This is a genomic window from Paraburkholderia sp. GAS334 (assembly GCF_050436625.1).
Classification (GTDB): Bacteria; Pseudomonadota; Gammaproteobacteria; order Burkholderiales; family Burkholderiaceae; genus Paraburkholderia.
In genome coordinates this window covers 41,065-64,341 of sequence record NZ_JBNDMO010000011.1, presented here as the reverse complement: position 1 = coordinate 64,341, position 23,277 = coordinate 41,065, and the positions used below count along the sequence as shown (strand labels likewise).

At 63.8% G+C, this 23,277-nt stretch carries 18 protein-coding genes; 7 read left to right on the top strand and 11 right to left on the bottom strand.

The genetic code is table 11. The features are described 5' to 3' along the window. Positions 1-79: 79 nt before the first annotated feature. On the bottom strand, positions 80-1,183 hold the full coding sequence (locus P3T21_RS20890; RefSeq protein WP_429257852.1) for a hypothetical protein: 1,104 nt from the start codon (positions 1,181-1,183) through the stop codon (positions 80-82). Between the two features lie 355 nt (positions 1,184-1,538). Further along, on the bottom strand, positions 1,539-2,066 hold the full coding sequence (gene ppa, locus P3T21_RS20885; protein ID WP_429257851.1) for an inorganic diphosphatase: 528 nt from the start codon (positions 2,064-2,066) through the stop codon (positions 1,539-1,541). A gap of 283 nt (positions 2,067-2,349) precedes the next feature. Here ppa and P3T21_RS20880 point away from each other — a divergent pair, with 283 nt between their 5' ends. The 3 genes from P3T21_RS20880 (at position 2,350) to P3T21_RS20870 (ending at position 6,116) form a co-directional block, all read left to right on the top strand. After that, on the top strand, positions 2,350-3,789 hold the full coding sequence (locus P3T21_RS20880; RefSeq protein ID WP_429257850.1) for an aldehyde dehydrogenase family protein: 1,440 nt from the start codon (positions 2,350-2,352) through the stop codon (positions 3,787-3,789). A 56-nt stretch (positions 3,790-3,845) separates the two neighbouring features. After that, a complete protein-coding gene (locus tag P3T21_RS20875; protein ID WP_429257849.1) occupies positions 3,846-4,604 on the top strand; it encodes an SDR family oxidoreductase in 759 nt (252 codons plus the stop codon). Positions 4,605-4,796: 192 nt separating this feature from the next. After that, entirely contained in the window at positions 4,797-6,116 is a 1,320-nt protein-coding gene (locus P3T21_RS20870; RefSeq protein WP_429257848.1) for an MFS transporter, read from the top strand. Between the two features lie 110 nt (positions 6,117-6,226). Here the strand turns inward: P3T21_RS20870 and P3T21_RS20865 are convergent, their stop codons facing one another. The 4 genes from P3T21_RS20865 to P3T21_RS20850 form a co-directional block, all read right to left on the bottom strand. Next, on the bottom strand, positions 6,227-7,417 hold the full coding sequence (locus P3T21_RS20865) for a heme biosynthesis protein HemY (RefSeq protein WP_429257847.1): 1,191 nt from the start codon (positions 7,415-7,417) through the stop codon (positions 6,227-6,229). 2 nt (positions 7,418-7,419) lie between these two features. After that, complete coding sequence (gene hemDX / locus P3T21_RS20860; protein ID WP_429257846.1) at positions 7,420-9,447, bottom strand: fused uroporphyrinogen-III synthase HemD/membrane protein HemX; 2,028 nt, start codon at positions 9,445-9,447, stop codon at positions 7,420-7,422. Continuing rightward, the gene (gene hemC, locus P3T21_RS20855; protein WP_429257845.1) at positions 9,447-10,427 is read right to left on the bottom strand and encodes a hydroxymethylbilane synthase; all 981 of its coding nucleotides are present in this window, start codon (positions 10,425-10,427) and stop codon (positions 9,447-9,449) included. Before hemC ends, hemDX begins: the two co-directional genes overlap by 1 nt. A gap of 358 nt (positions 10,428-10,785) precedes the next feature. Further along, positions 10,786-10,929, bottom strand: coding sequence for a hypothetical protein (locus tag P3T21_RS20850; protein ID WP_429257844.1), 144 nt, complete (start codon positions 10,927-10,929; stop codon positions 10,786-10,788). 19 nt (positions 10,930-10,948) lie between these two features. Here P3T21_RS20850 and ppc point away from each other — a divergent pair, with 19 nt between their 5' ends. Continuing rightward, on the top strand, positions 10,949-13,999 hold the full coding sequence (gene ppc / locus P3T21_RS20845; RefSeq protein ID WP_429257843.1) for a phosphoenolpyruvate carboxylase: 3,051 nt from the start codon (positions 10,949-10,951) through the stop codon (positions 13,997-13,999). A 135-nt stretch (positions 14,000-14,134) separates the two neighbouring features. Here the strand turns inward: ppc and P3T21_RS20840 are convergent, their stop codons facing one another. Beyond that, the gene (locus P3T21_RS20840) at positions 14,135-14,887 is read right to left on the bottom strand and encodes a class I SAM-dependent methyltransferase (protein WP_429257842.1); all 753 of its coding nucleotides are present in this window, start codon (positions 14,885-14,887) and stop codon (positions 14,135-14,137) included. Between the two features lie 177 nt (positions 14,888-15,064). Between P3T21_RS20840 and P3T21_RS20835 the strand changes: the two genes are divergently transcribed. From P3T21_RS20835 to P3T21_RS20825, 3 genes are all read left to right on the top strand, one after another. After that, complete coding sequence (locus tag P3T21_RS20835; RefSeq protein WP_429257841.1) at positions 15,065-15,880, top strand: helix-turn-helix transcriptional regulator; 816 nt, start codon at positions 15,065-15,067, stop codon at positions 15,878-15,880. 150 nt (positions 15,881-16,030) lie between these two features. Then, the gene (gene argH / locus P3T21_RS20830; RefSeq protein ID WP_429257840.1) at positions 16,031-17,437 is read left to right on the top strand and encodes an argininosuccinate lyase; all 1,407 of its coding nucleotides are present in this window, start codon (positions 16,031-16,033) and stop codon (positions 17,435-17,437) included. A 458-nt stretch (positions 17,438-17,895) separates the two neighbouring features. Then, on the top strand, positions 17,896-18,819 hold the full coding sequence (locus P3T21_RS20825; RefSeq protein ID WP_429257839.1) for a bestrophin family protein: 924 nt from the start codon (positions 17,896-17,898) through the stop codon (positions 18,817-18,819). Positions 18,820-18,891: 72 nt separating this feature from the next. Here P3T21_RS20825 and P3T21_RS20820 read toward each other — a convergent pair whose 3' ends face one another. The 4 genes from P3T21_RS20820 to P3T21_RS20805 form a co-directional block, all read right to left on the bottom strand. Next, positions 18,892-19,542 carry a lysozyme inhibitor LprI family protein gene (locus P3T21_RS20820; RefSeq protein WP_429258028.1) on the bottom strand — a complete coding sequence of 217 codons (651 nt, stop codon included), beginning with the start codon at positions 19,540-19,542 and terminating at the stop codon, positions 18,892-18,894. A 59-nt stretch (positions 19,543-19,601) separates the two neighbouring features. Further along, entirely contained in the window at positions 19,602-21,890 is a 2,289-nt protein-coding gene (locus P3T21_RS20815) for an Orn/Lys/Arg decarboxylase N-terminal domain-containing protein (RefSeq protein ID WP_429257838.1), read from the bottom strand. An 83-nt stretch (positions 21,891-21,973) separates the two neighbouring features. After that, positions 21,974-22,543 (bottom strand): dCTP deaminase, encoded by a 570-nt coding sequence (gene dcd / locus P3T21_RS20810; protein ID WP_429257837.1) that lies wholly within the window; start codon positions 22,541-22,543, stop codon positions 21,974-21,976. A gap of 193 nt (positions 22,544-22,736) precedes the next feature. After that, a complete protein-coding gene (locus P3T21_RS20805; protein ID WP_429257836.1) occupies positions 22,737-23,270 on the bottom strand; it encodes a superoxide dismutase family protein in 534 nt (177 codons plus the stop codon). Positions 23,271-23,277: the final 7 nt, after the last annotated feature.

Here is a 23,277-nt window from a genome sequence, read left to right as displayed (position 1 = left end):
GATGCGTCGACAAAGCAGTCAGACGCATCAGGTCAAGCGATACCTTAAAGCGACTCATCCGACAGCGAGGCGCGAGGTCTCACTGGGCGACGAACAGCATCCCATGCGGGTCCTGCAGCGCCGACGCAACACCGATACCGGCGACCACCGGCGTCAGATGTCCGGTCTTGACGTCCAGCTGCATCACCTGACCCTGGCCCGCACTGTAGGCATCGCCCTGCTTGAAGGGCGCATCGACCCGATAGGTCGTGTTGTTTGCATCCGTGAAGAGCATGAACGTTGTGCCAGTCGGGCCCTGCGTCGGTACGAAACGCGTATCGTCCACCGGATAGGTCGGACCGTCCTTGTCGTTATACAACGTCAGCGCGAGCATCCTGACGGTCTGGCTCGGACCCGGGTTGGTGATGAATACCAGCTTGCCATCCGACTGGCTGTCCAGCACGAGATTGCCGGAAGGATCGATGGCCTCCGAATCAGGGTCGGCCAGCGCGAACGTCACCGGCTGATTGAAAGTCGGGTTTGGCGAACCCCCTACCGACGGCGTGATGTCTATCTTCTGTGCGCTGCCGTCCAGCACCGTCGCGACGTCGAACGTCGTACCGTTGGGGTTCAACGTAAGGGCGACGACAGAGGGACCCGTGCCTGGCGTGGTGGGTGCCGAGGCACTGACGTATACAACGCCATTCAGCAACTGCATGTCGTCATAACCGCCGCCATGCGCTGTCGGGTTGACGGTTGCCTGATAGGTCTTTTGCGTACCGGAGGCGAGGTCGATGATCGTCAGCTCCGGATTGCCGTCTTCGTTCGCCATGGCCCACAGAGTATTGGTGTCGCTGCGCGCAAGCAGGCCGTCCACGTGTCCCGGGGCCGTGAACGTCTTGAGTGCATTGCCCTTCAGATCGTACTGCACGATCTGATTGGTGATGCCGGGCACGGAGCCGTCTTTAACCTCGCCGGCATTCTGATAACCGATGAATACGGTTGAGCCCATCTGCACGATCGAGTCGGGCTTGCTGGTTGCAGACGGTGCCTTCGCGAACACCGAAAGAGTGTAGCCCGTTGCCGTTGCCGTGTTGGGAACAGGCGCGGCCGCAGGCGCGGCGGCGTTGTTGTTGTCGCTTCCGCCACAGGCAGAAAGCGTAATCACGGCCGAAATCACCAGAGCCACGGTGTTCAATTTCATTTGAAAGGTGTCCTGATTGAATCAATCTCTAGGGTGAGAAAAAGTTGGTTTCCGGCATCGCGCTTCAAAATGATAGATGACGGCGGTTTCACTTTAACCGGCCCAAATGTCAATCGAGTGACACCTCAAGGCGAATCCGGTTCTGATGCGGGGGATTGAATTTTTGCGGATGACGCTCGCGGGATGTATCACCTGTCACCCTCTCCCGCCGCGTCGTTCGATGGATGCTACAGCGCAGTACTTAAGGCATTCTTAACGGGCTGGTCTTTGTGCGGATCCGGGTGCCGCAGCATAAAAAAACCGCGCGGCCCCGAAGGGCTCGCGCGGTTTTCTCTTCTACGGCAGCTTCGACGAATTACTTCTTGAAGTTCGCGATGCCGTCGGCGATTTCCTTGTGCGCGGCATCGATGCCCGCCCAGCCATCCACCTTCACCCACTTGCCCTTCTCCAGCGCCTTGTACTGCTCGAAGAAGTGCTTGATCTGGTCTTTCAGATACGCGGGCACGTCGTCGACCGACTTCAGGTCTGCCGTCATCGGGCAGATCTTGTCGTGCGGCACGGCGATCAGCTTCGCGTCGACGCCCGATTCGTCCGTCATCTGCAGCATGCCGAGCGCGCGCGCGCGCACCACCGAGCCGGCCAGCAGCGGGAACGGCGTGATCACGAGCACGTCGACCGGGTCGCCGTCGCCGGAGAGCGTCTGCGGAATGAAGCCGTAGTTAGCCGGATAGCGCATGCCCGTGCCGATGAAACGGTCGACGACGAGCAGGCCCAGATCCTTGTCGGCCTCGTACTTCACCGGATCGCTTTGCGCCGGGATTTCGATGATGACGTTGAAATCTTGCGGGAGATCTTTGCCTGCGGGCACGTGATTAAAGCTCATGAGCGTTCTCTGGTCAGGATGAAATTCGGAGCACGGCTGCGGCGCGGCGCCTTGACAGGCGCACGCGGCCACGCGGCCGGACGGTGCGGAATGCGCCATTATAGCCAATCGGCCGATGGCGGCCGGCACGGGATCGGCGCGATAATCGTTCTACGCCTTGTGGATCGGGCATCACGCGCGGCACGGCGCGGGCCGCCGCGCCGGCGTTCCCGGGCGGCGTCACGCGCGATTCCGGTTCGGGCCCGCGCGGGTGGGCATCTTCAGTTCTCAACCAGGAGCATGCATGGAAGAAGCGAAACACTTCATCGGCAGCGAATGGAGCAGTTCCACGGGCAACGAGACGATCGACGTCATCGATCCATCGGACGGCCAGCCCTTCACGCGCCTCGCGCGCGGCACGGCAGCAGACATCGACCGCGCGGTACGGGCCGCCCGCCGTGCTTACGAAGGCGCATGGGGCGCGGCGAGCGCGGCCGAGCGCGGCCGCGTGCTGTACCGGCTGTCGATGCTGGTCACCGCGTGTCACGAAGAACTCGCGAAGCTCGAGGCGCAGGACACCGGCAAGCCGCTCAGGCAGGCCCGCGCGGATGCATCGGCACTGTCGCGCTACTTCGAGTTCTACGCCGGCGCCGCCGATAAGCTTCACGGCGAAACGCTGCCCTACCAGCCGGGCTACACGGTCTTCACGATTCGCGAACCACACGGCGTCACGGGCCATATCGTGCCGTGGAACTACCCCATGCAGATCTTCGGCCGCAGCGTCGGCGCGGCGCTTGCCGCAGGCAACGCGTGCGTCGTGAAGCCAGCCGAGGATGCGTGCCTGACGGTATTGCGCGTCGCCGAACTGGCCGCCGAAGCGGGCCTGCCGGCCGGCGCGCTGAACGTCGTCACGGGTTATGGGCACGAAGCGGGTGCGGCGCTCGCGCGTCATCCCGGCATCGATCACATCTCGTTCACGGGCTCGCCGGAGACGGGCAAGCTCGTCACACAGATGGCGGCCGAAAACCACGTGCCGGTCACGCTGGAACTCGGCGGCAAGTCGCCGCAGATCGTGTTTGCCGACGCTGACCTCGAAGCCGCGTTACCGGTGCTCGTGTCGGCCATCGTCCAGAACGCCGGGCAGACGTGTTCGGCAGGCAGCCGCGTGCTCATCGACCGCACGATTTACGAACCGTTGCTCGAGCGGCTTGGCGCGGCGTTTCGCGCGTTGCGCGTCGGGCCGTCCACCGCGGATCTCGATTGCGGCCCACTGATCAGCGCAAAACAGCAGCAACGCGTGTGGGATTTCCTTTCCGATGCGCAGCACGATGGCGTGGCCATGGCCGCGCATGGCGAGGTGATCGTCGATGCGCCCGAGACCGGCTTCTATCAGGCGCCGACGCTCCTGCGCGATGTGCCGCCCACGCATCGCCTCGCGCGCGAAGAAGTGTTCGGCCCCGTGCTCGCCGCGATGCCCTTCAACGACGAAGACGAAGCGGTTGCGCTCGCGAACGGCACGCCATACGGGCTCGTCGCCGGTATCTGGACGCGCGACGGCGGGCGACAACTGCGCCTTGCGCGGCGGGTGCGTTCGGGCCAGGTATTCATCAACAACTATGGCGCGGGCGGTGGCGTCGAACTGCCGTTCGGCGGCGTTCGCCATTCCGGCCATGGCCGGGAGAAGGGCTTCGAGGCGCTCTACGGATTCACCGTGCTGAAAACGGTTGCGATCCGGCACGGCTAGCTGTTCCGTTCGAAGGTATTGCGTTCTGGCGTCGGCGAAAACACAAAGGAGACATCATGCGGTTGACAGGCAAGACAGCCATCGTCACAGGTGGCGGCTCGGGTTTCGGTGAAGGCATCGCGAAAACGTACGCACGCGAGGGCGCGAACGTCGTCGTCAACGATCTGAACGGTCCGGCGGCCGAACGCGTCGCGAGCGAAATTGCGCTCGCGGGCGGCAAGGCGATTGCGGTCGCGGGCGACGTCACACGCAGTGAAGACTGGACTACGCTGCGCGAAGCCGCACTCGAAGACTTCGGCAGCGTGCAGATCGTCGTCAACAATGCTGGCACGACGCATCGCAACAAACCGGTGCTCGACGTGACCGAGACCGAGTTCGATCGCGTCTATGCGGTCAACGTCAAAAGCATCTACTGGAGCGTGCAGCAGTTTGTGCCGTACTTCCGCGCACAGGGCGGCGGCGTGTTCGTCAACATCGCGTCGACGGCGGGCGTGCGGCCGCGGCCGGGGCTCGTCTGGTACAACGGCAGCAAGGGCGCGGTGATCATCGCGAGCAAGTCGCTTGCGGCCGAACTCGGGCCGGACCGCATCCGCGTGAACTGCGTGGCCCCGGTGATGGGCGAAACCGCCCTGCTCTCCGAATTCATGGGCGTCGAAGACACGCCGGAGAATCGCAAGCGCTTTCTTGCCGGTATCCCGCTCGGTCGCTTCTCGACGCCGCAGGACGTCGCCAACGCGTGTCTGTACCTCGCTTCGGACGAAGCGGAGTTCGTCACCGGTGTGTGTCTCGAAGTCGACGGCGGGCGCTGCGTCTAGTGTCCACTGCGGCGCGCGCTGCAGCGACCGGTCTGCGCCGGGTTGCAGCAGCGGCCGCCGGAGTGCGGCGGGGTTCACGCCGCGGCGCCTCGGTGTTTTCCCCGACTTCGGCGGTCCGGATTTCGTTTGAACCACGTATAGAATGCGCGAAACGCGGCACTTCTATCTACGTAGAACGAACGAGGAGACACCATGGCCAGTCCCGCGAATCCGCTGCACGCCCCCGGCGCCGGCGCGCCGCCTTCCACCTTCGAAGAGGCGACGTACCGCAAGGTGGCCTGGCGGCTCACGCCGCTTCTGATGCTCTGCTACGTCGTCGCGTATCTCGATCGCGTCAACGTCGGCTTTGCAAAGCTGCAGATGACCGCCGATCTCAACCTGAGCGACGCGGTCTACGGTTTCGGCGCGGGTATCTTCTTCGTCGGCTACTTTATCTTCGAGATTCCCAGCAACCTCATCCTGCACAAGGTCGGCGCACGCGTGTGGATCGCGCGGATCATGGCGACGTGGGGCATCGTCTCGATGCTGACGATGTTCGTCACCACGCCGACGATGTTCTACGCGATGCGCTTTTTGCTCGGCCTCGCCGAAGCGGGTTTCTTCCCCGGCATCATTCTCTATCTCACGTACTGGTATCCGGCGCACCGGCGCGGTCGCATGACGACATGGTTCATGACGGCCATCGCGCTCTCCGGTGTGATCGGCGGCCCCGTGTCGGGCTACATCCTGAAGAACTTCAACGGCCTGAACGGCTGGCACGGCTGGCAGTGGCTGTTTCTGCTCGAAGGGATTCCGTCGGTGCTCGTCGGCGTGTGGGTGTTCCTGAAACTGGACGACCGCATCAGCAAGGCGACGTGGCTGACGCCGGAAGAGCAGCAACTGCTCGAACGCAATGTCGCCGCCGAAGAAGCGGTCAAGCACGACATGCCGGTCGCCAGGGTGCTGTCGAACCCGCGCGTGTGGCTGATGAGCCTGATCTATTTCTCGTTCGTGATGGGCCTGTACGGCGTGAGTTTCTGGCTGCCGACGATCATCAAGGCAACCGGTGTCACCGACGCGTTCTCGATCGGCCTGCTTTCGGCGATTCCGTTCGCGGCCGCCGTGGTCGCGATGGTGCTGATCGCGAAAAGCGCCGACCGCATGCGCGAGCGCCGCTGGCACATCGCCGTGCCGGCGTTCGCGGGCGCATTGGGGTTGGTGCTCTCGGTGGTGTGGGCGCACAACACCCTGCTCGCGATGACCGGCCTCACCCTGGCGACGATGGGCATTCTGACGACACTGCCGCTCTTCTGGAGCCTGCCGACGGCAATTCTCGCCGGGACCGGCGCCGCGGCCGGTATTGCGATGATCAATTCGCTGGGTAACCTCGCAGGCTTTCTGAGCCCGTATGCGGTGGGCTGGCTCAAGCAGGCCACCGCTGCCAACGACTCCGGTATGTACCTGCTGGCCGCATGCATGATTCTCGGCGGCCTGCTCGCGATCAGCGTGCCGGCAAGGCTGGTGAACCGGTAGCAGTGCGCTCTGGCCCGTTAGCGGCCAATAAAGAAAAAGCCTCCGGAGGCAACGCCCCGGAGGCTTCGATCATCCAGCGTCAACGCACCCGCTAACCGCGTTAAAGCCCGTTAGACCACGTTCATCGCCAGCGCACTTTCCCGATAGTGCTCGCTGGCCTTACCCGCATCGCCAAGCTGCTCGTGCAGTCTCGCGAGCGCGCGATGCGAGCGGATCTTCAGCGGTTCGTTATCAGCGAGCTTCAACGCCTGTTCGAGGAACGACTGCGCCTTGCCCCACAACTGTTGATGCAGACACAGACGCCCGAGCGCGAACAGCAGATCGGCATCGTCAGGGCGATCGTTCTTCCACGCTTCCGCCTTCTGGATCAGCGGCAATGCATCGCCGCCGGCTGTTTCCGGATAGCGACGCAGCAAACGCGCGTCCCAGTTCTGCGCGAGCGCTTCTTCGACAATCTTGCGCGCGTCGTTCGGACGGTTCAGGCCGAGCAGCAACTCGGCAGCCAGATCGGCGAGACGCGGCGAATGCCGCTCGGTCGGCGACAACGAATGCCACAGTTCGAGTAGCGCATCGGCGTTATGACGACGGTCGCGCAACAGATTCTCCGCAGCCAGCTGACGCAGGCGCACCGCCACGGCCGGATGGATCGCCTCGCGCTTCTCCAGCGTCTTGACGAGCTTCAGCACTTCACTCCAGTTCTTCAGTTGCTGCTGCGCGCGCAAGGTGATCTGCTGCGCGTGAATACGCCGGCCACCCTGCGTCTGCATCTGCTTCAACGCTTCGAGTGCGCCGTCCGCATCGCGGCCATCGGCGCGCATATCGGCGGTGGCCATCAAACGCGCATCCTGCCAGTCCGCCTCGTCGATCTGCGCGAGCCATTCGTCGCGACGCGCGTATTCGTGCATGCGGTGCGCCGCATTCGCCGCGATCAGACCTGCGGCACCCTTGTTGTCGGGATTCGTCAGCGCATCGCGCGCCGCTTTTTCCGCGCGCGAGAAACGCCCCGCATAGAGGTTGCCGATCGCGTCGCGCAATGCCGCCTGCGCCTTCGCCACGCGCGAGCGCGCACGATAGGCGGCGACACGCTGCGGCATGCGCCAGATATTGCGGATCGCACGCATCAGTGCGTACAGCACGATAAACGTGACGACGAGACCGACGACAAACAGGTTCAGCGAAATATCGATGCGATACGGCGGGTAGACGAGCAACACCTGACCGGTGTCGAACCGGCCGGCCGTCGCCAGCACCACCGCAATCGCAAACAGGAAGGCCAGCCAGAGAAGTCCGCGGATAGCCATGATTAACCCCGGCTCCGGTATTGGTGGACAGCCTGCAGGCTCGTGTTCAGGTTTGGCAGTTCAACCGCCGCCGAACCGGTATCGACGTCCTTCACCAGGCCGCGCACCGTTTGCACGCGCTTCGACGAGCTGTCGAAGTAGCGGCTGAGCGCGGCATCGGCGGCGTGAAGGTCGGACTTGAGTGTGGTCTGGTTGCGCGAGAGCAGCGCGAGGCGCGCCGACAACAGGCGCAGCTTCAGGTTTTCGCGCACGAAGTAGCCTTCATCGGGCGAGACGAGCATCGCGTCGGCATTGTCGATACGGCGCACCTGCACGAGGCTCGCCAGCTGCTGGCCGACGCCCGACGTGAACTGACGCCACAACACCTTCCAGCGTGGCTCGCCCGTGGCCGCCGAGACCTTCGTTGAATCAGCCGGGGCAGCGGCATGCGCGGCGGCGTGGCCAATCGGCGCTTCGCCGGAAAGCGGCAGCGAATCGACCATATCGATCGCGTTGTCGAGCTTGATGGCGAGGCCCGTGAGATCGGTGGACGGGGCCGACTTCAGCTTGTCGATGTCCTGCGCGATCGCCTTGCGCACCGTGATAACCTGGGCACTGTCCGATGCGGCGAGACGCGTGTCGGCGCTTTGCAGCGCGAACAGCGCGAGTTGCGTGTTGCCCGTGAGTTGCAGTTGCTGGCTGGCAGCGGACAGCATCTGCCCGACTTCAGCAAGCGTCCAGTCATCGCGGTTGCGCGCGAGATCGGCGTATTGCTGTTGCAGCGCCTGCTGTCCCGCCTGTGCATCGGCGAGTTTGCCTTCGAGCTGCGAGACCTGAGAATCGGACTGATGCACCGTTGCCAGCGCCTGTTCGGTCTTCACATTGAGCGCAGCGGTTTGCGCATCGTTGGCCTGCTGACGCTGCGCCAGTTGCTGCTCCATCCGGTCGACCTTGCGGTTCAGCGCAAACGCGCCGACGCCCGCCGCGCAGATCAGCACGACGATGACGAACCACAGCAAGGGCCCGCTCACGTTGCGCGGTTTCTGCTGCGCTTCATAGGGCGTGAAAGGCGGGTTCGGCGGCAACGGAGGCGTGGCAGCCGGAGGAATGGAAGCGTTTCTGGAATCGTTCGAATCTGTCATGCGTGAGTGAGCCGGGTTGGACGGTACCGGTTTAACAACGGAAGCAACGGAGGCTGCAGAGGCGAGCAATGCACGGGCGATACGCTCATCGCCCGCGCCAGACACCGTAATCCTATCAAAACCCACTCCCCGCGCGGTCTGCGCGATGCGTGGATGTGGCGTGACGAGCGATACGCGCTTCAGTTGCGCGATCTCGCCGGTGGTCAGATGTTCGCGCGCCAGCTCGTCGAGATTGCGCACGCCTTCCGAACTCGTCAGGAGCCACGTGTGCGGCTCGCCCGACAGCAACGCGTACACCCGCGACCACGCACCGATCGACGGGTCCGGCACGATCCGCCGGTAGGCGGCCACGGTCTCGACCTGTGCGCCCGCTTCACGCAGACGGTCGGCGAGCCATTCGCGGCCGCCGTCGCCGCGCACGATCAGTACGCGCCGCCCTTCGAAGCCGCCCGTGCCGAGCGTCGCCTCGAGCGCAGTGAAGAGCGCTTCGGAATCGAAACGGCCGGTATCGTCGTCGGCGTCGACGGTCGGGCTGATCACGCGATACGCGGGCGCTTCCACACCGTGCCGCGCCAGCGCCGCCACACTTCCCGGCCCGACGACGCCAACCGGCAGCGCATGTGGCCAGATCGCATCGTAGTGCGCAAAGGCGCGGTCGACCGCGTTCGGCGACACGAACACCACCAGCGCATAATTTTCGAGCGAGGCCAGCGCCGCGCGCAGCGGGCCCGCATCTTCGACGTCGCCGATGTCGATCAAAGGGAATTCAAGCGTCGATACGCCGGCAGCAGACAGCGCCGCCATCAACCCAGCCGATTGTCCGGCGGGCCGCGTGATCACGACGGTGAAATCAGCCTCCACCGCTGCGCCGCTGGCAACCGGGGGATCGACGCGTGCTCCGGTCGACATCACGCGCCGGTCACGTTGCCGCTCGCGGTACTCAGCGACCGGACAATATCGAGCGCGCCCTGGCTTTCAAGCGACGCCGCCACCTCACGGCCCAGTTCGATCGCGGCGCCCACCGTCGGCGCGGGTGCGGACGCATGCGCGTTCAGTACACGCCGGCCGTCAGGCGTCGCGACCATGCCGCGCAGATGCAGCGCGCCGTCATGCCAGGTCGCATACGCGGCGAGCGGCACTTCGCAACTGCCGCCCAGCATCCGCGACACCATGCGCTCGGCCTCAACCGCCGCCGCCGTATGTTCGTGATGCAGCGGCGCAAGCCACGCGGCCAGATCGGCGCGATCTTCGCGAATCTCGATGCCGAGCGCGCCCTGCCCGGCTGCGGGCAGGCTGTCGTCCGGATCGAGCGGCGCGCGGATGCGTTCAGCGAGACCCAGCCGCTTCAACCCCGCCGCAGCGAGGATGATGGCCGCGTAGTCGCCGCGATCGAGCTTGGCGAGGCGCGTATCCAGATTGCCGCGCAACGGCTGGACGACAAGCTGCGGATAGCGCGCCCGCAACATCGCTTCGCGCCGCAAACTGGATGTGCCGACCACGCTGCCCGCAGGCAACGCCGCGAGCGAGTCATACATGTTCGAGACAAACGCGTCGCGCGGATCCTCGCGCTCCATGATGGTCGACAGGGCAAAGCCAGCCGGCAGTTCCATCGGCACGTCTTTCAGCGAATGGACGGCCAGATCGGCGCGGCCATCGGCCAGCGCGTTCTCCAGTTCCTTGACGAACAGGCCCTTGCCGCCGACCTTCGAAAGCGTGCGATCGAGAATCTGATCACCACGTGTTGTCATTCCGAGGATTTTTACGTCGCAAGATGGATATAATTTGTGCAGCGCACACCGCACGTGTTCGGCCTGCCACATGGCAAGGCGGCTTTCTCGCGAAGCAATCACCAGCGTGCGGGGTAGCGCTGAATGGGTCTCGGAATTCATTGCAAGGTCAGTGGAAGACGGGGTTCAATAACAATCAATGTTAGCACGCACGCCAGTGTCGCTTTACAGGCCGGATGGCCATGCTGGCGTGGCATCGACGCAGGAGACAGGCCCGTTCCGGGCGCTGCCGCTGTATCTGCCCCCAAGGCTTCCCGTACGGTCGTTCGCGCGCCGCGCGGTGGCATGCGGGATGATGCGTTGCGGCGCGTCACGCGGCAATGGGCGTTTCCCTTCCTCGTGTGCCTTCCTGCGTGCCTGTCGTTTCAGCAGTTCCGTGTCGTTGCGCGCCCGCTCTTCGTCGGCGCGCGGCGGCGCCTGCGCAGTTCGCGCGCATGTGTTTTGAAACCGCTCTTCATCATCAATAGACCCTGGCTTCCCTGAGGAAACCCATCGTGACGTCTTCCGGATCGGCGCGCCCCGCCCGCCGCAACACTGCATCGCCCACCGCTTCTTCGGCCGTGACCACCGCCCATGCGAAACCTGCCCAAGCAGCCAAAGCCACCCAGGCAGCCGCTAAAGGCGTGAAATCCAGCAAAGCCGTCAAATCCGTTGCGCCTGAGAAGGCCGCGAAAGCACTGAAATCAGTCAAGGCCGGCGCGGCGCTCGACGGCGCCCTGGCCACATCGATCACGAAGCCGGTTGAAAAGTCGGCCAACGGCTCCGCGAAAGACCGGGCGAAAGCCGCAAGGTCCGCCACGACAGACGCCACGCCCGCAGCCGCTACACAGCCTGCAACAACGACGCCCGCGAAATCCGGCGGCCGCACGCGCGAAGACAAGGATCAACCGCTCTTCCAGGACATCCGCTATCTGGGACGCCTGCTCGGCGACGTCGTGCGTGAGCAGGAAGGCGACGCGGTATTCGACGTCGTCGAAACGATCCGTCAGACGGCTGTGCGCTTTCGTCGCGAAGACGACAGCGTCGCCGCGCAGACGCTCGAAAAGAAGCTGCGCACGCTGAGCCCGGAACAGACGGTGAGCGTCGTGCGTGCGTTCAGCTACTTCTCGCACCTCGCGAACATCGCCGAAGACCGTCACCGCAATCGCCGTCACCGTATCCACGCGCTGGCCAATGCGGCGCCGCGTCCGGGCACGATGGCCTACGCGCTCGAACGCCTGATGGAAGCCGAAGCTGCGCCGACACCGGTGTTGCAGCAGTTCTTCAACGATGCGCTGATCGTCCCGGTGCTGACCGCCCACCCGACCGAAGTGCAGCGCAAGAGCATTCTCGACGCGGAACACGACATCGCGCATCTGCTCGCCGAGCGCGACCAGCAGTTGACCGAGCGCGAACGCGCGCACAACGAAACGATGCTGCGCGCCCGTGTTACGTCGCTGTGGCAGACGCGGATGCTGCGCGACTCGCGTCTGACCGTCGCCGATGAAATCGAAAACGCGCTGTCGTACTACCGCGCGACCTTCCTCGAGGAAATCCCCGCGCTCTACGCCGACATCGAAGCCGCGCTCGCCGAACACGGTCTGCCGGCGCGCCTGCCGCCGTTCTTCCAGATGGGCAGCTGGATTGGCGGCGACCGCGACGGCAATCCGAACGTGACGGCAGAAACGCTCGAGCACGCGATCACCCGCCAGGCCGCGGTGATCCTCGAGCACTACATGGAGCAGGTGCACAAGCTCGGCGCGGAACTGTCCGTGTCGAACCTGCTCGCCGGTTCGAGCGACGCGCTGAAAGCACTGACCGACGCCTCGCCCGACCAGTCGCCGCATCGCACCGACGAGCCGTATCGCCGCGCGCTGATCGGCATCTACACGCGGCTTGCGGCGAGCGCGCGCGTGCGTCTGGGCGAAGGCAGCGTGCCCGTGCGCAGCGCGGGCCGCGGCGTGGCGCCGGTGCGTGCGAAACCGTACGGCGACGCCGCCGAATTCACGCGCGACCTGCATGTGCTGATGGATTCGCTCACCGAACATCACGGCGCATCGCTGACAACGCCGCGCCTGTCGCCGCTCGCGCGCGCGTCCGAAGTGTTCGGCTTCCATCTGGCGAGCATCGATCTGCGGCAGAGCTCCGACGTGCACGAAGCGGTGATCGCGGAGCTGCTCAAATGCGCGGGCGTCGAAGCGGATTACGCGGCGCTGTCCGAAGCGGACAAGCTCACCGTGCTGCTCGCCGAACTCGCGCAGCCGCGCGCATTGCGTCTGCCGTACGCCGACTATTCCGATCTCGTGAAGAGCGAGCTCGGCGTGCTCGAAGAGGCCCGCGTGACGCGCGAAAAATTCGGTGCGCGCGCGGTGCGCAACTACATCATTTCGCACACGGAGACCGTCAGCGATCTCGTCGAAGTGATGTTGCTGCAGAAGGAAACCGGCCTGCTGCACGGGCGTCTGGGCGACGCGAACGATCCGGCGAAAGCGGGCCTGATGGTAATTCCGCTCTTCGAGACGATCCCCGACCTGCGCAATGCGCCGCACATCATGCGCGACCTGATCGCGCTACCGGGCGTCGACGCGCTGATCGAACATCAGGGCGGCGAGCAGGAAGTCATGCTCGGCTACTCGGACAGCAACAAGGACGGCGGCTTCCTGACATCGAACTGGGAGCTGTATCGCGCGGAACTGGCGCTCGTGTCACTCTTCAACGAACGCGGCGTGACGCTGCGGCTCTTCCACGGCCGCGGCGGCACAGTCGGACGCGGCGGTGGCCCGACGTATCAGGCCATCCTCTCGCAACCTCCGGGCACGGTCGACGGCCAGATCCGTCTCACCGAACAGGGTGAAGTGATCGCGAGCAAATTCGGCAACCCGGACATCGGCCGACGCAATCTGGAAACGGTCGTCGCCGCGACGCTCGAAGCATCGCTGCTGCCGCACGGCAACGCGCCCGACCAGTTGCCCGCTTTCGAAGAAACGATGCAGCAGCTTTCGGATGCGGCGATGGCGTCGTATCGCGCGCTGGTCTACGAAACGGCGGGCTTCAAGGAGTATTTCTTCGAGTCGACGCCGATTTCGGAAATCGCCGAGCTGAACATCGGCAGCCGTCCGGCATCGCGCAAGCTGCAGGACCCGAAGCAACGCAGGATCGAAGATCTGCGTGCGATTCCGTGGGGTTTCTCGTGGGGCCAATGCCGTCTGCTGCTGACGGGCTGGTATGGCTTCGGCAGCGCGGTGTCGGCGCATCTGGACAGCGCGCCGACCGATGCCGAACGCGCACGCCGTCTTTCGCTGCTGAAGAAGATGCACAAGACGTGGCCGTTCTTCTCGAACCTGCTGTCGAACATGGACATGGTGCTGGCGAAGACCGATCTCGCGGTCGCATCGCGCTACGCACAGCTCGTGACCGACAAGAAGCTGCGCAAGCACGTGTTCGAGCGCATCGTCGCGGAATGGGAACGCACGTCGAAGGTGCTGTCGGAGATCACTGGCAAGAGCGAGCGGCTCGCCGATAACCCGCTGCTCGCGCGTTCGATCAAGAACCGCTTCCCGTATCTCGATCCACTGAATCACCTGCAGGTGGAACTGCTCAAGCGCCACCGCGCGGGTGACCGGAATGCGCGTCTGCGGCGCGGGATTCATTTGACGATCAACGGTATTGCCGCAGGGCTGCGCAATACGGGCTGACCGGCCTGACTTCTGGTGTGGCTTGGTCTGGTTTGATGCGCTTTGGTTCGACGGGCACGCAATCTGGTTTATCGGATCGCGTGCCCTTTTTGTTTCTGGCGCCTTCGGGTTGCGAATCGCCCTTCTCTCCGCCGGTTAGCGCGCCTCGATCATCAACGCATCGAGTTCGAAAGAACCGTCGTCCTGCACATTGAAATACTGAAGCACCTCGTCCGGCGCACTGGACCAGACCGACTGGATCGCAATGACGCGCGGCTGCGGCGTGCGCATTCGCTTGACCCACGCATCGAATTCGATCGGCAGGCGCCAGCGCTCGCGAATCGACGCCCTGAATCCCGCTGCTTCGAACAGCGCGACCCATTCGTCGCTGCGATAGTCGCGGATATGCGAGCCGTCGCGCAGCAGTTCAACCGCCTGAATATGCGTGTCGAGCAACGGATGGTCACTGCCGGCGATATCGATGAACAGCACCTGGCCGCCTGGCTTCAGCACGCGACGCACTTCCTTAAGCGCCTGCGGCACGTCGTGCCAGTGGTGCGCGCTCATGCGGCTGATGACCCAGTCGAACGACGCGTCGGCGAACGGCAGTGTTTCCGCCGCGCCCTGCTGCGTGCGGATCGTGTCGAGCCCGCGTTCACGCGCGGCGGCGGCGACGGTTTCGAGCATCTGCGGCGCGATGTCATACGCGACGACCGACTTCGCGTGCGGCGCCACCGCAAAACTCGCGTGACCTGCACCGCAGCCCATGTCGAGCACGGTCGCGCCAGGCGTCGCCTGAATGGCAGCGGCCAGCGTCTGCAGATCGGCGCCCGTCGCGTGCACGTGACTCGTCAGATAAGCGGCGGCGGTGGAGCCGAATGCGTCGGCGACCTGATCGTGATGCTTCATGGGAAGCTCCTCTTCGGGGTTGAGGCGGTTTGGCTCGTATTGTTCGCGGGAAAACGTCAGGAAGCGGCGCGCCGATGCGGTTTTTGCCGTTCCTGCCGCTACAATAGAGCCCGCTCTGTACTGGTACAAGTCAAGCAATTATTCCAGTATTAATACCACCCGCCTCTCTCACACACGATGACCCGGCCGTCTTCACCCGAACTGTCTCCGCCACCGCTCGACGCCACGCCTGCCCGCGCACTGGGCGATTTCATCCGTGCGCACCGCGAGCGGCTGTCGCCGCAGGCGGTCGGCCTGCCGCCCGGCCCGCGCCGTCGCACGCCCGGTTTGCGGCGCGAGGAAGTGGCGCAGTTGTGTGGTGTCAGCCCGACCTGGTACACGTGGATCGAACAGGGCCGGCCCGTGTCGGCTTCGGCCGATGCGCTCGCGCGCATCGCCGTCGCGCTGCAACTGTCCCGCGCCGAACGGGCGTATCTGTTCGAACTCGCCGCACAGCGCGATCCCGCCGAGCCGGACCCGGCCGCCGCCGACGCGCCCGCGCGGCTGCTCGAAACCGTCCAGCTAATCGACGCGCCGGCCTATGTGCTCGACCGCCAGTGGAATGCGCTCGCGTGGAATGCGCGGGCGGCGGACCTGTTCGTCGGCTGGCTCGATGGTGAACATGACCGCAACCTGCTGCGCTTCACGTTCACGGAGCCCGGTGCGCGCGAACTGATCGCAGACTGGGAACCGCGCGCGAGGCGGCTCGCCGCCGAGTTTCGGGCAGATTCGATCCGCCATCTGAATGAAGCGCCAACCCGTACGCTGATCGATTCACTGAGCGCCGCGAGCGACGCGTTCGCGCGCTTCTGGGCGTCGCAGGATGTCGGCGGACGCGAGGGTGGACGGCGCGAGTTCAACCATCCGCGCCACGGCCGCGTCGTCTACGACCAGATGACGTTCAAGCCCGCGCATCGCGAGGACCTGAAGCTGGTTGTACTGGTGCGCATGTAACGCGCGCCGGCGGCGAAGCTCACCGCCGGCGCGAGCGCGCTGGCCGTGCCGCCGCCGGATGCTAAAATCGCTGTCTCGTTTGAGTCTTTTCTTACCGGCGACGTATGCTCAGGTCGCCCGCCTTTCACCGTCTCTCCACTGCCAAACATCATGACGTCCCAACTGCACAAAAAAGGCGAAGCCTGGTCGGCACGGTTCTCGGAGCCGATGTCGGAACTCGTCAAACGCTATACGTCGTCGGTTTTCTTCGACAAGCGTCTGGCGCTGGTCGATATCGAAGGCTCGCTCGCGCACGCTTCGATGCTGGCGGCGCAGAAGATCATCGCCGCCGACGACCTCGCTGCGATCCAGCGCGGCATGGCGCAGATCAAGGGTGAAATCGAGCGTGGCGAATTCGAGTGGCAACTCGACCTGGAAGACGTCCACCTGAACATCGAAGCGCGCCTGACGGCCCTGATCGGCGATGCGGGCAAGCGTCTGCATACGGGCCGCTCGCGTAACGATCAGGTCGCGACCGATATCCGTCTGTGGCTGCGTGGCGAGATCGATCGTATCGGCGGATTGCTGAAGGATCTGCGCGGTGCGCTGATCGATCTCGCCGAGCAGAATGCGGCGACGATCATGCCTGGCTTTACGCATTTGCAGGTTGCACAGCCGGTGACGTTTGGTCATCACCTGCTGGCCTACGTCGAAATGTTTACGCGCGATACCGAGCGGATGCGCGATTGCCGTACGCGCGTGAACCGTCTGCCGCTGGGCGCGGCTGCGCTGGCTGGGACGAGCTATCCGATCGATCGTCTTGCTGTCGCGAAGACGCTTGGGTTCGATGGCATCTGCGCGAATTCTCTCGATGCAGTTTCTGATCGTGATTTCGCGATTGAATTTACTGCGGCTTCGGCGCTGGTGATGACGCACGTGTCGCGGTTTTCTGAAGAGCTCGTTCTGTGGATGAGCCCGCGCGTCGGGTTTATCGATCTTGCCGACCGGTTCTGCACCGGGTCGTCGATCATGCCGCAGAAGAAGAATCCCGATGTGCCTGAGCTTGCCCGTGGCAAGACCGGGCGCGTGAATGGGCATTTGATGGCGCTGCTGACGCTGATGAAAGGTCAACCGCTCGCGTACAACAAGGACAATCAGGAAGATAAGGAGCCGCTGTTCGATACCGTCGATACGGTGGCCGATACGTTGCGGATTTTTGCCGAGATGGTCGCCGGGATTTCTGTGAAGCCTGCGGCTATGCGGGATGCTGCGCTTCAAGGGTTTTCTACTGCGACTGATCTGGCGGATTATCTGGTTAAACGCGGGCTGCCTTTCCGTGATGCGCATGAGGCTGTCGCGCTTGCTGTTCGCGTTTGCGTCGATCGTGGGTGTGATCTGGCCGATCTTTCGCTCGATGAGATGCGGGCTGAATTGTCTAATGTCGCTCAGCTTATCGGTGAAGATGTTTTTGAGTACCTCACGCTTGAAGGGTCTGTCGGTAGTCGGAATCATCCCGGCGGGACCGCGCCTGAGCAGGTTGTTCTGGCTGTTAAGGCTGCGCGGGCTGGTTTGGGTTAAGACTTTTGCGCTTGCCGCGCGGGCTTGTTTTTGATTGAGGCGGGTCCTTTTTGGGGTCCGCCTTTTTTCTTTGGCCTTTCCTCTTTGGCCTTTCCTTGTGTTGGTGTCGGTCTATTTGCGTCGCCCCTGTGCGGGGCGGCACCTACTTTTCTTTGTCTTCCAAAGAAAAGTAGGCAAAAGAAAGGCGCTTCGAGAACTCAGATCTTCCAGGTTGCGTCGGTAACCGCGAATGGCAACCCATGAAGTGTCGCCATAGCACTTCACACCACATAGGTCCGCGCGCGAGACCGTCCCTCGCGCAGCAACCTTTGTGACACAGCACTCATCCATCCGCCTCCGCACTTCGTGCGTCGCCGACCAGTAAGCCGCTCCGTGCGGCCATTCGCCGCCTTTGAACCCGTCGCCACATGTTTTCGCGATAATGCAGGATCGTCGCCACCGAGTCGTTGCCATCAGCCATGATCGTTCGCCCGCGCCTCCACTGGTTTCGCATGCTCCTCGCCTGGAAGGGATCCGTGCTGCCAGAACTGCTGCCGCGGCTCTTTCTCATCTTCTGCATCTCCGTCGTCGCCGTCGCGTCCCACGACCGTGTCCTCAAAGTCACCGTCGATCTCAGCCCCACGCCGTTTTCACTCGTCGGGATCGCGCTCGCCGTGTTCCTCGGGTTCCGTAACAACGCCAGCTACGATCGATACTGGGAAGCGCGCAAGCTGTGGGGTCAACTGCTCAACGAATCACGCTCGCTGACCCGGCAGGCACTCACGCTGCCCCGCGATGCGGTCAGCGTCGACGAGACCCGGCTTTTCGTCCGCATTCTCGGTGCGTTTCCGCATGCGCTGCGCCACCAGTTGAGACAGACCGATCCACGGAATGACCTCGCCACGCGTCTGCCTTCGCCGCTCCTCGAACGCGTCATGGCGGCACGCTATCGTCCCGCGACGATCATGCTCTGGCTCGGAGAGTGGGTGCAATTGCGTACGCGCGAAGGCGCGCTCGATGCATGGGCGGCCCTCGCCTTCGATCGCAATCTGAATGGTCTTTCGGATGTGGTCGGCGGCTGCGAGCGCATCGCCTCCACGCCGCTGCCGTTCGCGTACTCGGTCATGATTCACCGTACGGTCTACTTCTTCTGCGCGGCGCTGCCGTTCGGACTCGTGGATAGCATCGGCAACTTCACGCCAGTCTTCTCGGTGTTCGTCGCATACACCTTCATGGCCCTCGAAGCCATCGCGTCGCAAATCGAAGAGCCATTCGGCACCGAAGACAACGATCTCGCGCTCGATGCCATGTCCGCGTTCATCGAAGATGCCACGCGCGATCTGCTTGGCGAGCCAGCGCTCGCCACGAGCGCGCCGCAGCCGGATCCTTTCACGTTCAGTTGACCCGGTGGCGTGCTGCTTGGGGACGTGGAGCGCGGAGGCGGGCAGGCCGTCTTCCGCCTCAAACCCCACGCCTCAGTCGTTACCCACCGTCTCCGACAGCCGCTTCAACGTCGCAACCCGCGCGCCGATCATATCGATGCGCCCGCGTTCGTCGATCAGCGGCGTCGTCGCGTCACGGAAGCCGAGCCACGCGCGTTGCGCGCGCACGAGCGTCGGACGGATACGTGACGGCATCTCTGTGTGCAAACGCTGGTAGTAACGGTTCAGGTCACGGTTCGCATGCGCGCATTGCGCATCCTGTGAGCACGCACGCAGGCGCATCGCCGGTTTGTTGCCGCTGGCACCGTCCGCGTTCGCAGCAGCGCTGCGCAAGCCCAGCGCGCGGTCACGTACCGGCTGCAATTGCATGTCCGCCTCGAACATCACGTACATCGTACCGTGCGTCGTCGCGAACACCGCCGCCAGCATCGGCGCCTCCGCATCGCGCCACGCCTTCCAGCTTCGCTGGCTGCGCTCCCAGCCCTTGCGCGCCGCCACAGGCGTCTTCGCCAGCAGCTGCTGGAACGCGAGGTCAGACGCGGATTGCCACGCCGCCCGCGCCGTCTCCATACATTGCACCTGCCCCGCCGTCGATGACATGTCGCTACGTGCCAGACACGTTCGCATCGAAGCATCGATCGGATCGGCCGCTGCGACTTCAGCGCGCGCCGCGCCAGACAGCATCGCGAACACGGCCCCAGCGACGCACCACCACGCGCGCGCCGCCGGCCTCAAACGCCCCTTCACTCGACGCGGACGCAATCGACGAAGTACTCGATGCGCCCGTTGATCATCTCACCCACCAGTCCGTGGATATCCGTGTGGAAGCCCGGGAAACGCTCGTTGAACTCGCGCGCGAACCGCAGGTAGCTGACGATCGTCTTGTTGAAGCGCTCGCCCGGAATCAGCAAGGGAATGCCCGGCGGATACGGCGTGAGCAAAATCGACGTCACGCGGCCTTCGAGTTCGTCGATCGGTACCCGGTCGATCTCGCGATGCGCCAGCTTTGCAAATGCATCCGACGGCTTCATCGCCGGTTCCATGCTCGACAGATACATCTCGGTCGTCAGACGCGCGATGTCGTTTGCACGATAGACACTGTGGATCTGCTCGCACAGATCGCGCAGGCCAATGCGCTCATACATCGGATGATGCGCGACGAACTCCGGCAGCACGCGCCACAGCGGCTGATTGTTGTCGTAGTCGTCCTTGAACTGCTGGAGTTCGGTGACCATCGAGTTCCAGCGGCCCTTCGTGATGCCGATCGTGAACATGATGAAGAACGAATACAGCCCGGTCTTCTCGACGATGATGCCGTGCTCGGCCAGATACTTCGTCACGATCGCAGCCGGAATGCCGGACTCGCCGAAATCGCCGTCCACATCCAGACCCGGCGTGACAATCGTCGCCTTGATCGGGTCGAGCATGTTGAAGCCTTCGGCGAGCGGGCCGAAGCCGTGCCAGCGGTCGTTCGGACGCAGCATCCAGTCTTCGCGCGAGCCGATGCCTTCCTCGGCCAGCTCTTCCGGGCCCCATACCTTGAAGAACCACTCGTCGCCGTATTCGGCGTCGACCTTGCGCATCGCGCGGCGAAAATCCAGCGCCTCCGCGATCGATTCCTCCACCAGCGCCGTGCCGCCCGGCGGCTCCATCATCGCAGCCGCCACATCGCACGACGCGATGATCGCGTACTGCGGGCTCGTCGACGTGTGCATCAGATACGCTTCGTTGAAACGATGGCGGTCGAACGTGCTGTTCTCGCTGTCCTGCACGACGATCTGCGAAGCCTGCGAGATGCCGGCGAGCAGCTTGTGCGTCGAGTGCGTCGCGAACACGAGCGCGCCGGTACGCGGACGGCCCGCGCCGATCGCGTGCATGTCCTGATAGAACTCGTGGAATTCGGCGTGCGGCAGCCACGCTTCGTCGAAGTGCAGCGTGTCGAGCAGATCGCCCAGCAGGTCCTTGATCATCTCGACGTTGTAGATCACGCCGTCATACGTGCTCTGCGTGATCGTCAGAATGCGCGGCTTCAGGTTCGGGTTCTTCGCGAGCGCTTCACGCGCGAACGGATTCGCCTCGATCTTCTTGCGGATGTTCTCCGGCTTGAACTCGTCGCGGGGAATCGGCCCGATGATGCCGAAGTTATTGCGCGTCGGCGTGAGGAACACGGGGATCGCGTGCGTCATCGTGATCGCGTGCAGGATCGACTTGTGGCAGTTACGGTCCACGAGCACGATGTCGCCCGGCGCGACCGTGGCGTGCCACACGATCTTGTTCGACGTCGACGTGCCGTTCGTCACGAAAAACAGGTGATCCGCGCTGAAGATGCGCGCCGCGTTGCGCTCGGATGCCGCGACCGGCCCGGTGTGATCGAGCAACTGGCCGAGTTCATCGACGGCATTACAGACGTCCGCGCGCAGCATGTTCTCGCCGAAGAACTGGTGGAACATCTGCCCCAGCGGATTCTTCAGGAACGCGACGCCGCCCGAGTGCCCCGGGCAGTGCCACGAATACGAGCCTTCTTCCGCGTACTGCACCAGTTCCTTGAAGAACGGCGGCGCCAGCGAATCGAGATAAACCTTTGCTTCACGGATGATGTGGCGCGCGACGAATTCCGGCGTGTCCTCGAACATGTGGATGAAGCCGTGCAGTTCGCGCAGGATGTCGTTCGGCAGGTGGCGCGACGTGCGCGTCTCGCCGTACAGGAAGATCGGAATGTCGGCGTTGCGGCGGCGCACTTCGGTCACGAACGCGCGCAGCGCGACGATCGCCGCGGCCAGTTCCGGCGTCTCGCCCTCGACCACGACGTTGTCGACGTACGGCAGCAGTTCATCGTCGTCGATCGACAGGATGAAGCACGACGCGCGGCTCGACTGCTGCGCGAACGAGGTCAGGTCGCCGTAGCTCGTGAGCCCGAGCACCTCCGCGCCTTCTTTCTCGATGGCTTCGGCCAGTGCCCGGATGCCGGAACCCGAGATGTTCTCGGAGCGGAAATCTTCGTCGATGATGACGACGGGAAAACGAAACTTCATGGGCGATTCTCCAAAAAGAACGACCGCTGCTTCTGATGCGCAGCGGTCACCCGAAATGCCGGTGAGTCAATGCGCTGGGCGCGTCACGTTTTAGGCAACGTCACGCCGTGCTGACCTTGATATTTGCCGCCGCGATCCGCGTACGACACTTCACAAATTTCGTCGCTCTCGAAGAACAGAACCTGCGCGACGCCTTCGTTCGCGTAGATTTTGGCAGGCAAAGGTGTCGTATTTGAGAATTCGAGCGTGACGTGTCCTTCCCACTCCGGTTCGAACGGCGTCACATTCACGATGATCCCGCAGCGCGCATACGTCGACTTGCCGAGACACACGGTCAGGACGCTGCGCGGAATGCGGAAGTACTCGACCGTGCGCGCCAGCGCGAACGAGTTCGGCGGGATGATGCAGACGTCGCCCTTGAAGTCGACAAACGATTTCTCGTCGAAGTTCTTCGGATCGACGATCGTCGAGTTGATATTGGTGAAGATCTTGAATTCGTCGGCGCAGCGGATGTCGTAGCCGTAGCTCGACGTCCCATAGCTGACGATCTTCCGGCCGTCTTCGGAGACACGGACCTGGTCGGGCGCAAACGGCTCGATCATGTTGTGCGATTCGGCCATGCGCCGGATCCACTTGTCGGATTTGATGGTCATAGTTGAACGCTACGTGACAGATAAAAGGCCAGGTAAAAAGCCGGATCATGGGCCAGCCAAGGGGGCTGGCCGGCAGGCGGTGTACGCGCACTGCCGGGCTGGGCGTCCCGGGCTACGGCGTCCCGGCCAGGCGCCCCCGACGAAAGGCGCTCATTTTACGCGATAGAACAAAAGCTGCCGGTAGTGGGGAATTTCACTGCCGGATCAGCCCGCAGGCGAGCGGAACGCCCGCGCCATGCTGCGGGTAAGCGTACGGGTCGCTGGCGTCGTGATGCAGCAGCACCGAGCGCTGAACGACAGACCGTACGCCGTCGAGCGACACGTCCGGCGCGACGATAAAGCCGGTTGCCACGCCGTTCGAATCCGCATGAATGTTGCCGAGGTCGCCCTCGACGCGTGCACCGGCTTTCAGCCGTTCGGCGGCCGGTGAGAAGATCGCGCCGGCGCTGGAGCCGTCGGCGGCGTTGCAGTCGCCGCGCTCATGGACCTGCAGCGCGTGCTCGCTGTTCGGCGGCAGCCCCGCCAGGTTATACGTGACCTGCACGCCGTCGGAGCGCTCGATGAACGTCACCGTGCCGCGCGCCAGATTGCCGACGGTGGGCAGCAACTGCGCGTCGGCGCGTTTTTCCTGTGGTCTCAGGAAGGAAGTGCAGCCGCACAAAAGCAGGCTGCTGGCAGCCAGGACGATGAACGCATGCACCGCCTGTCCGTCGATTCGTTGTCTCATGCGATCC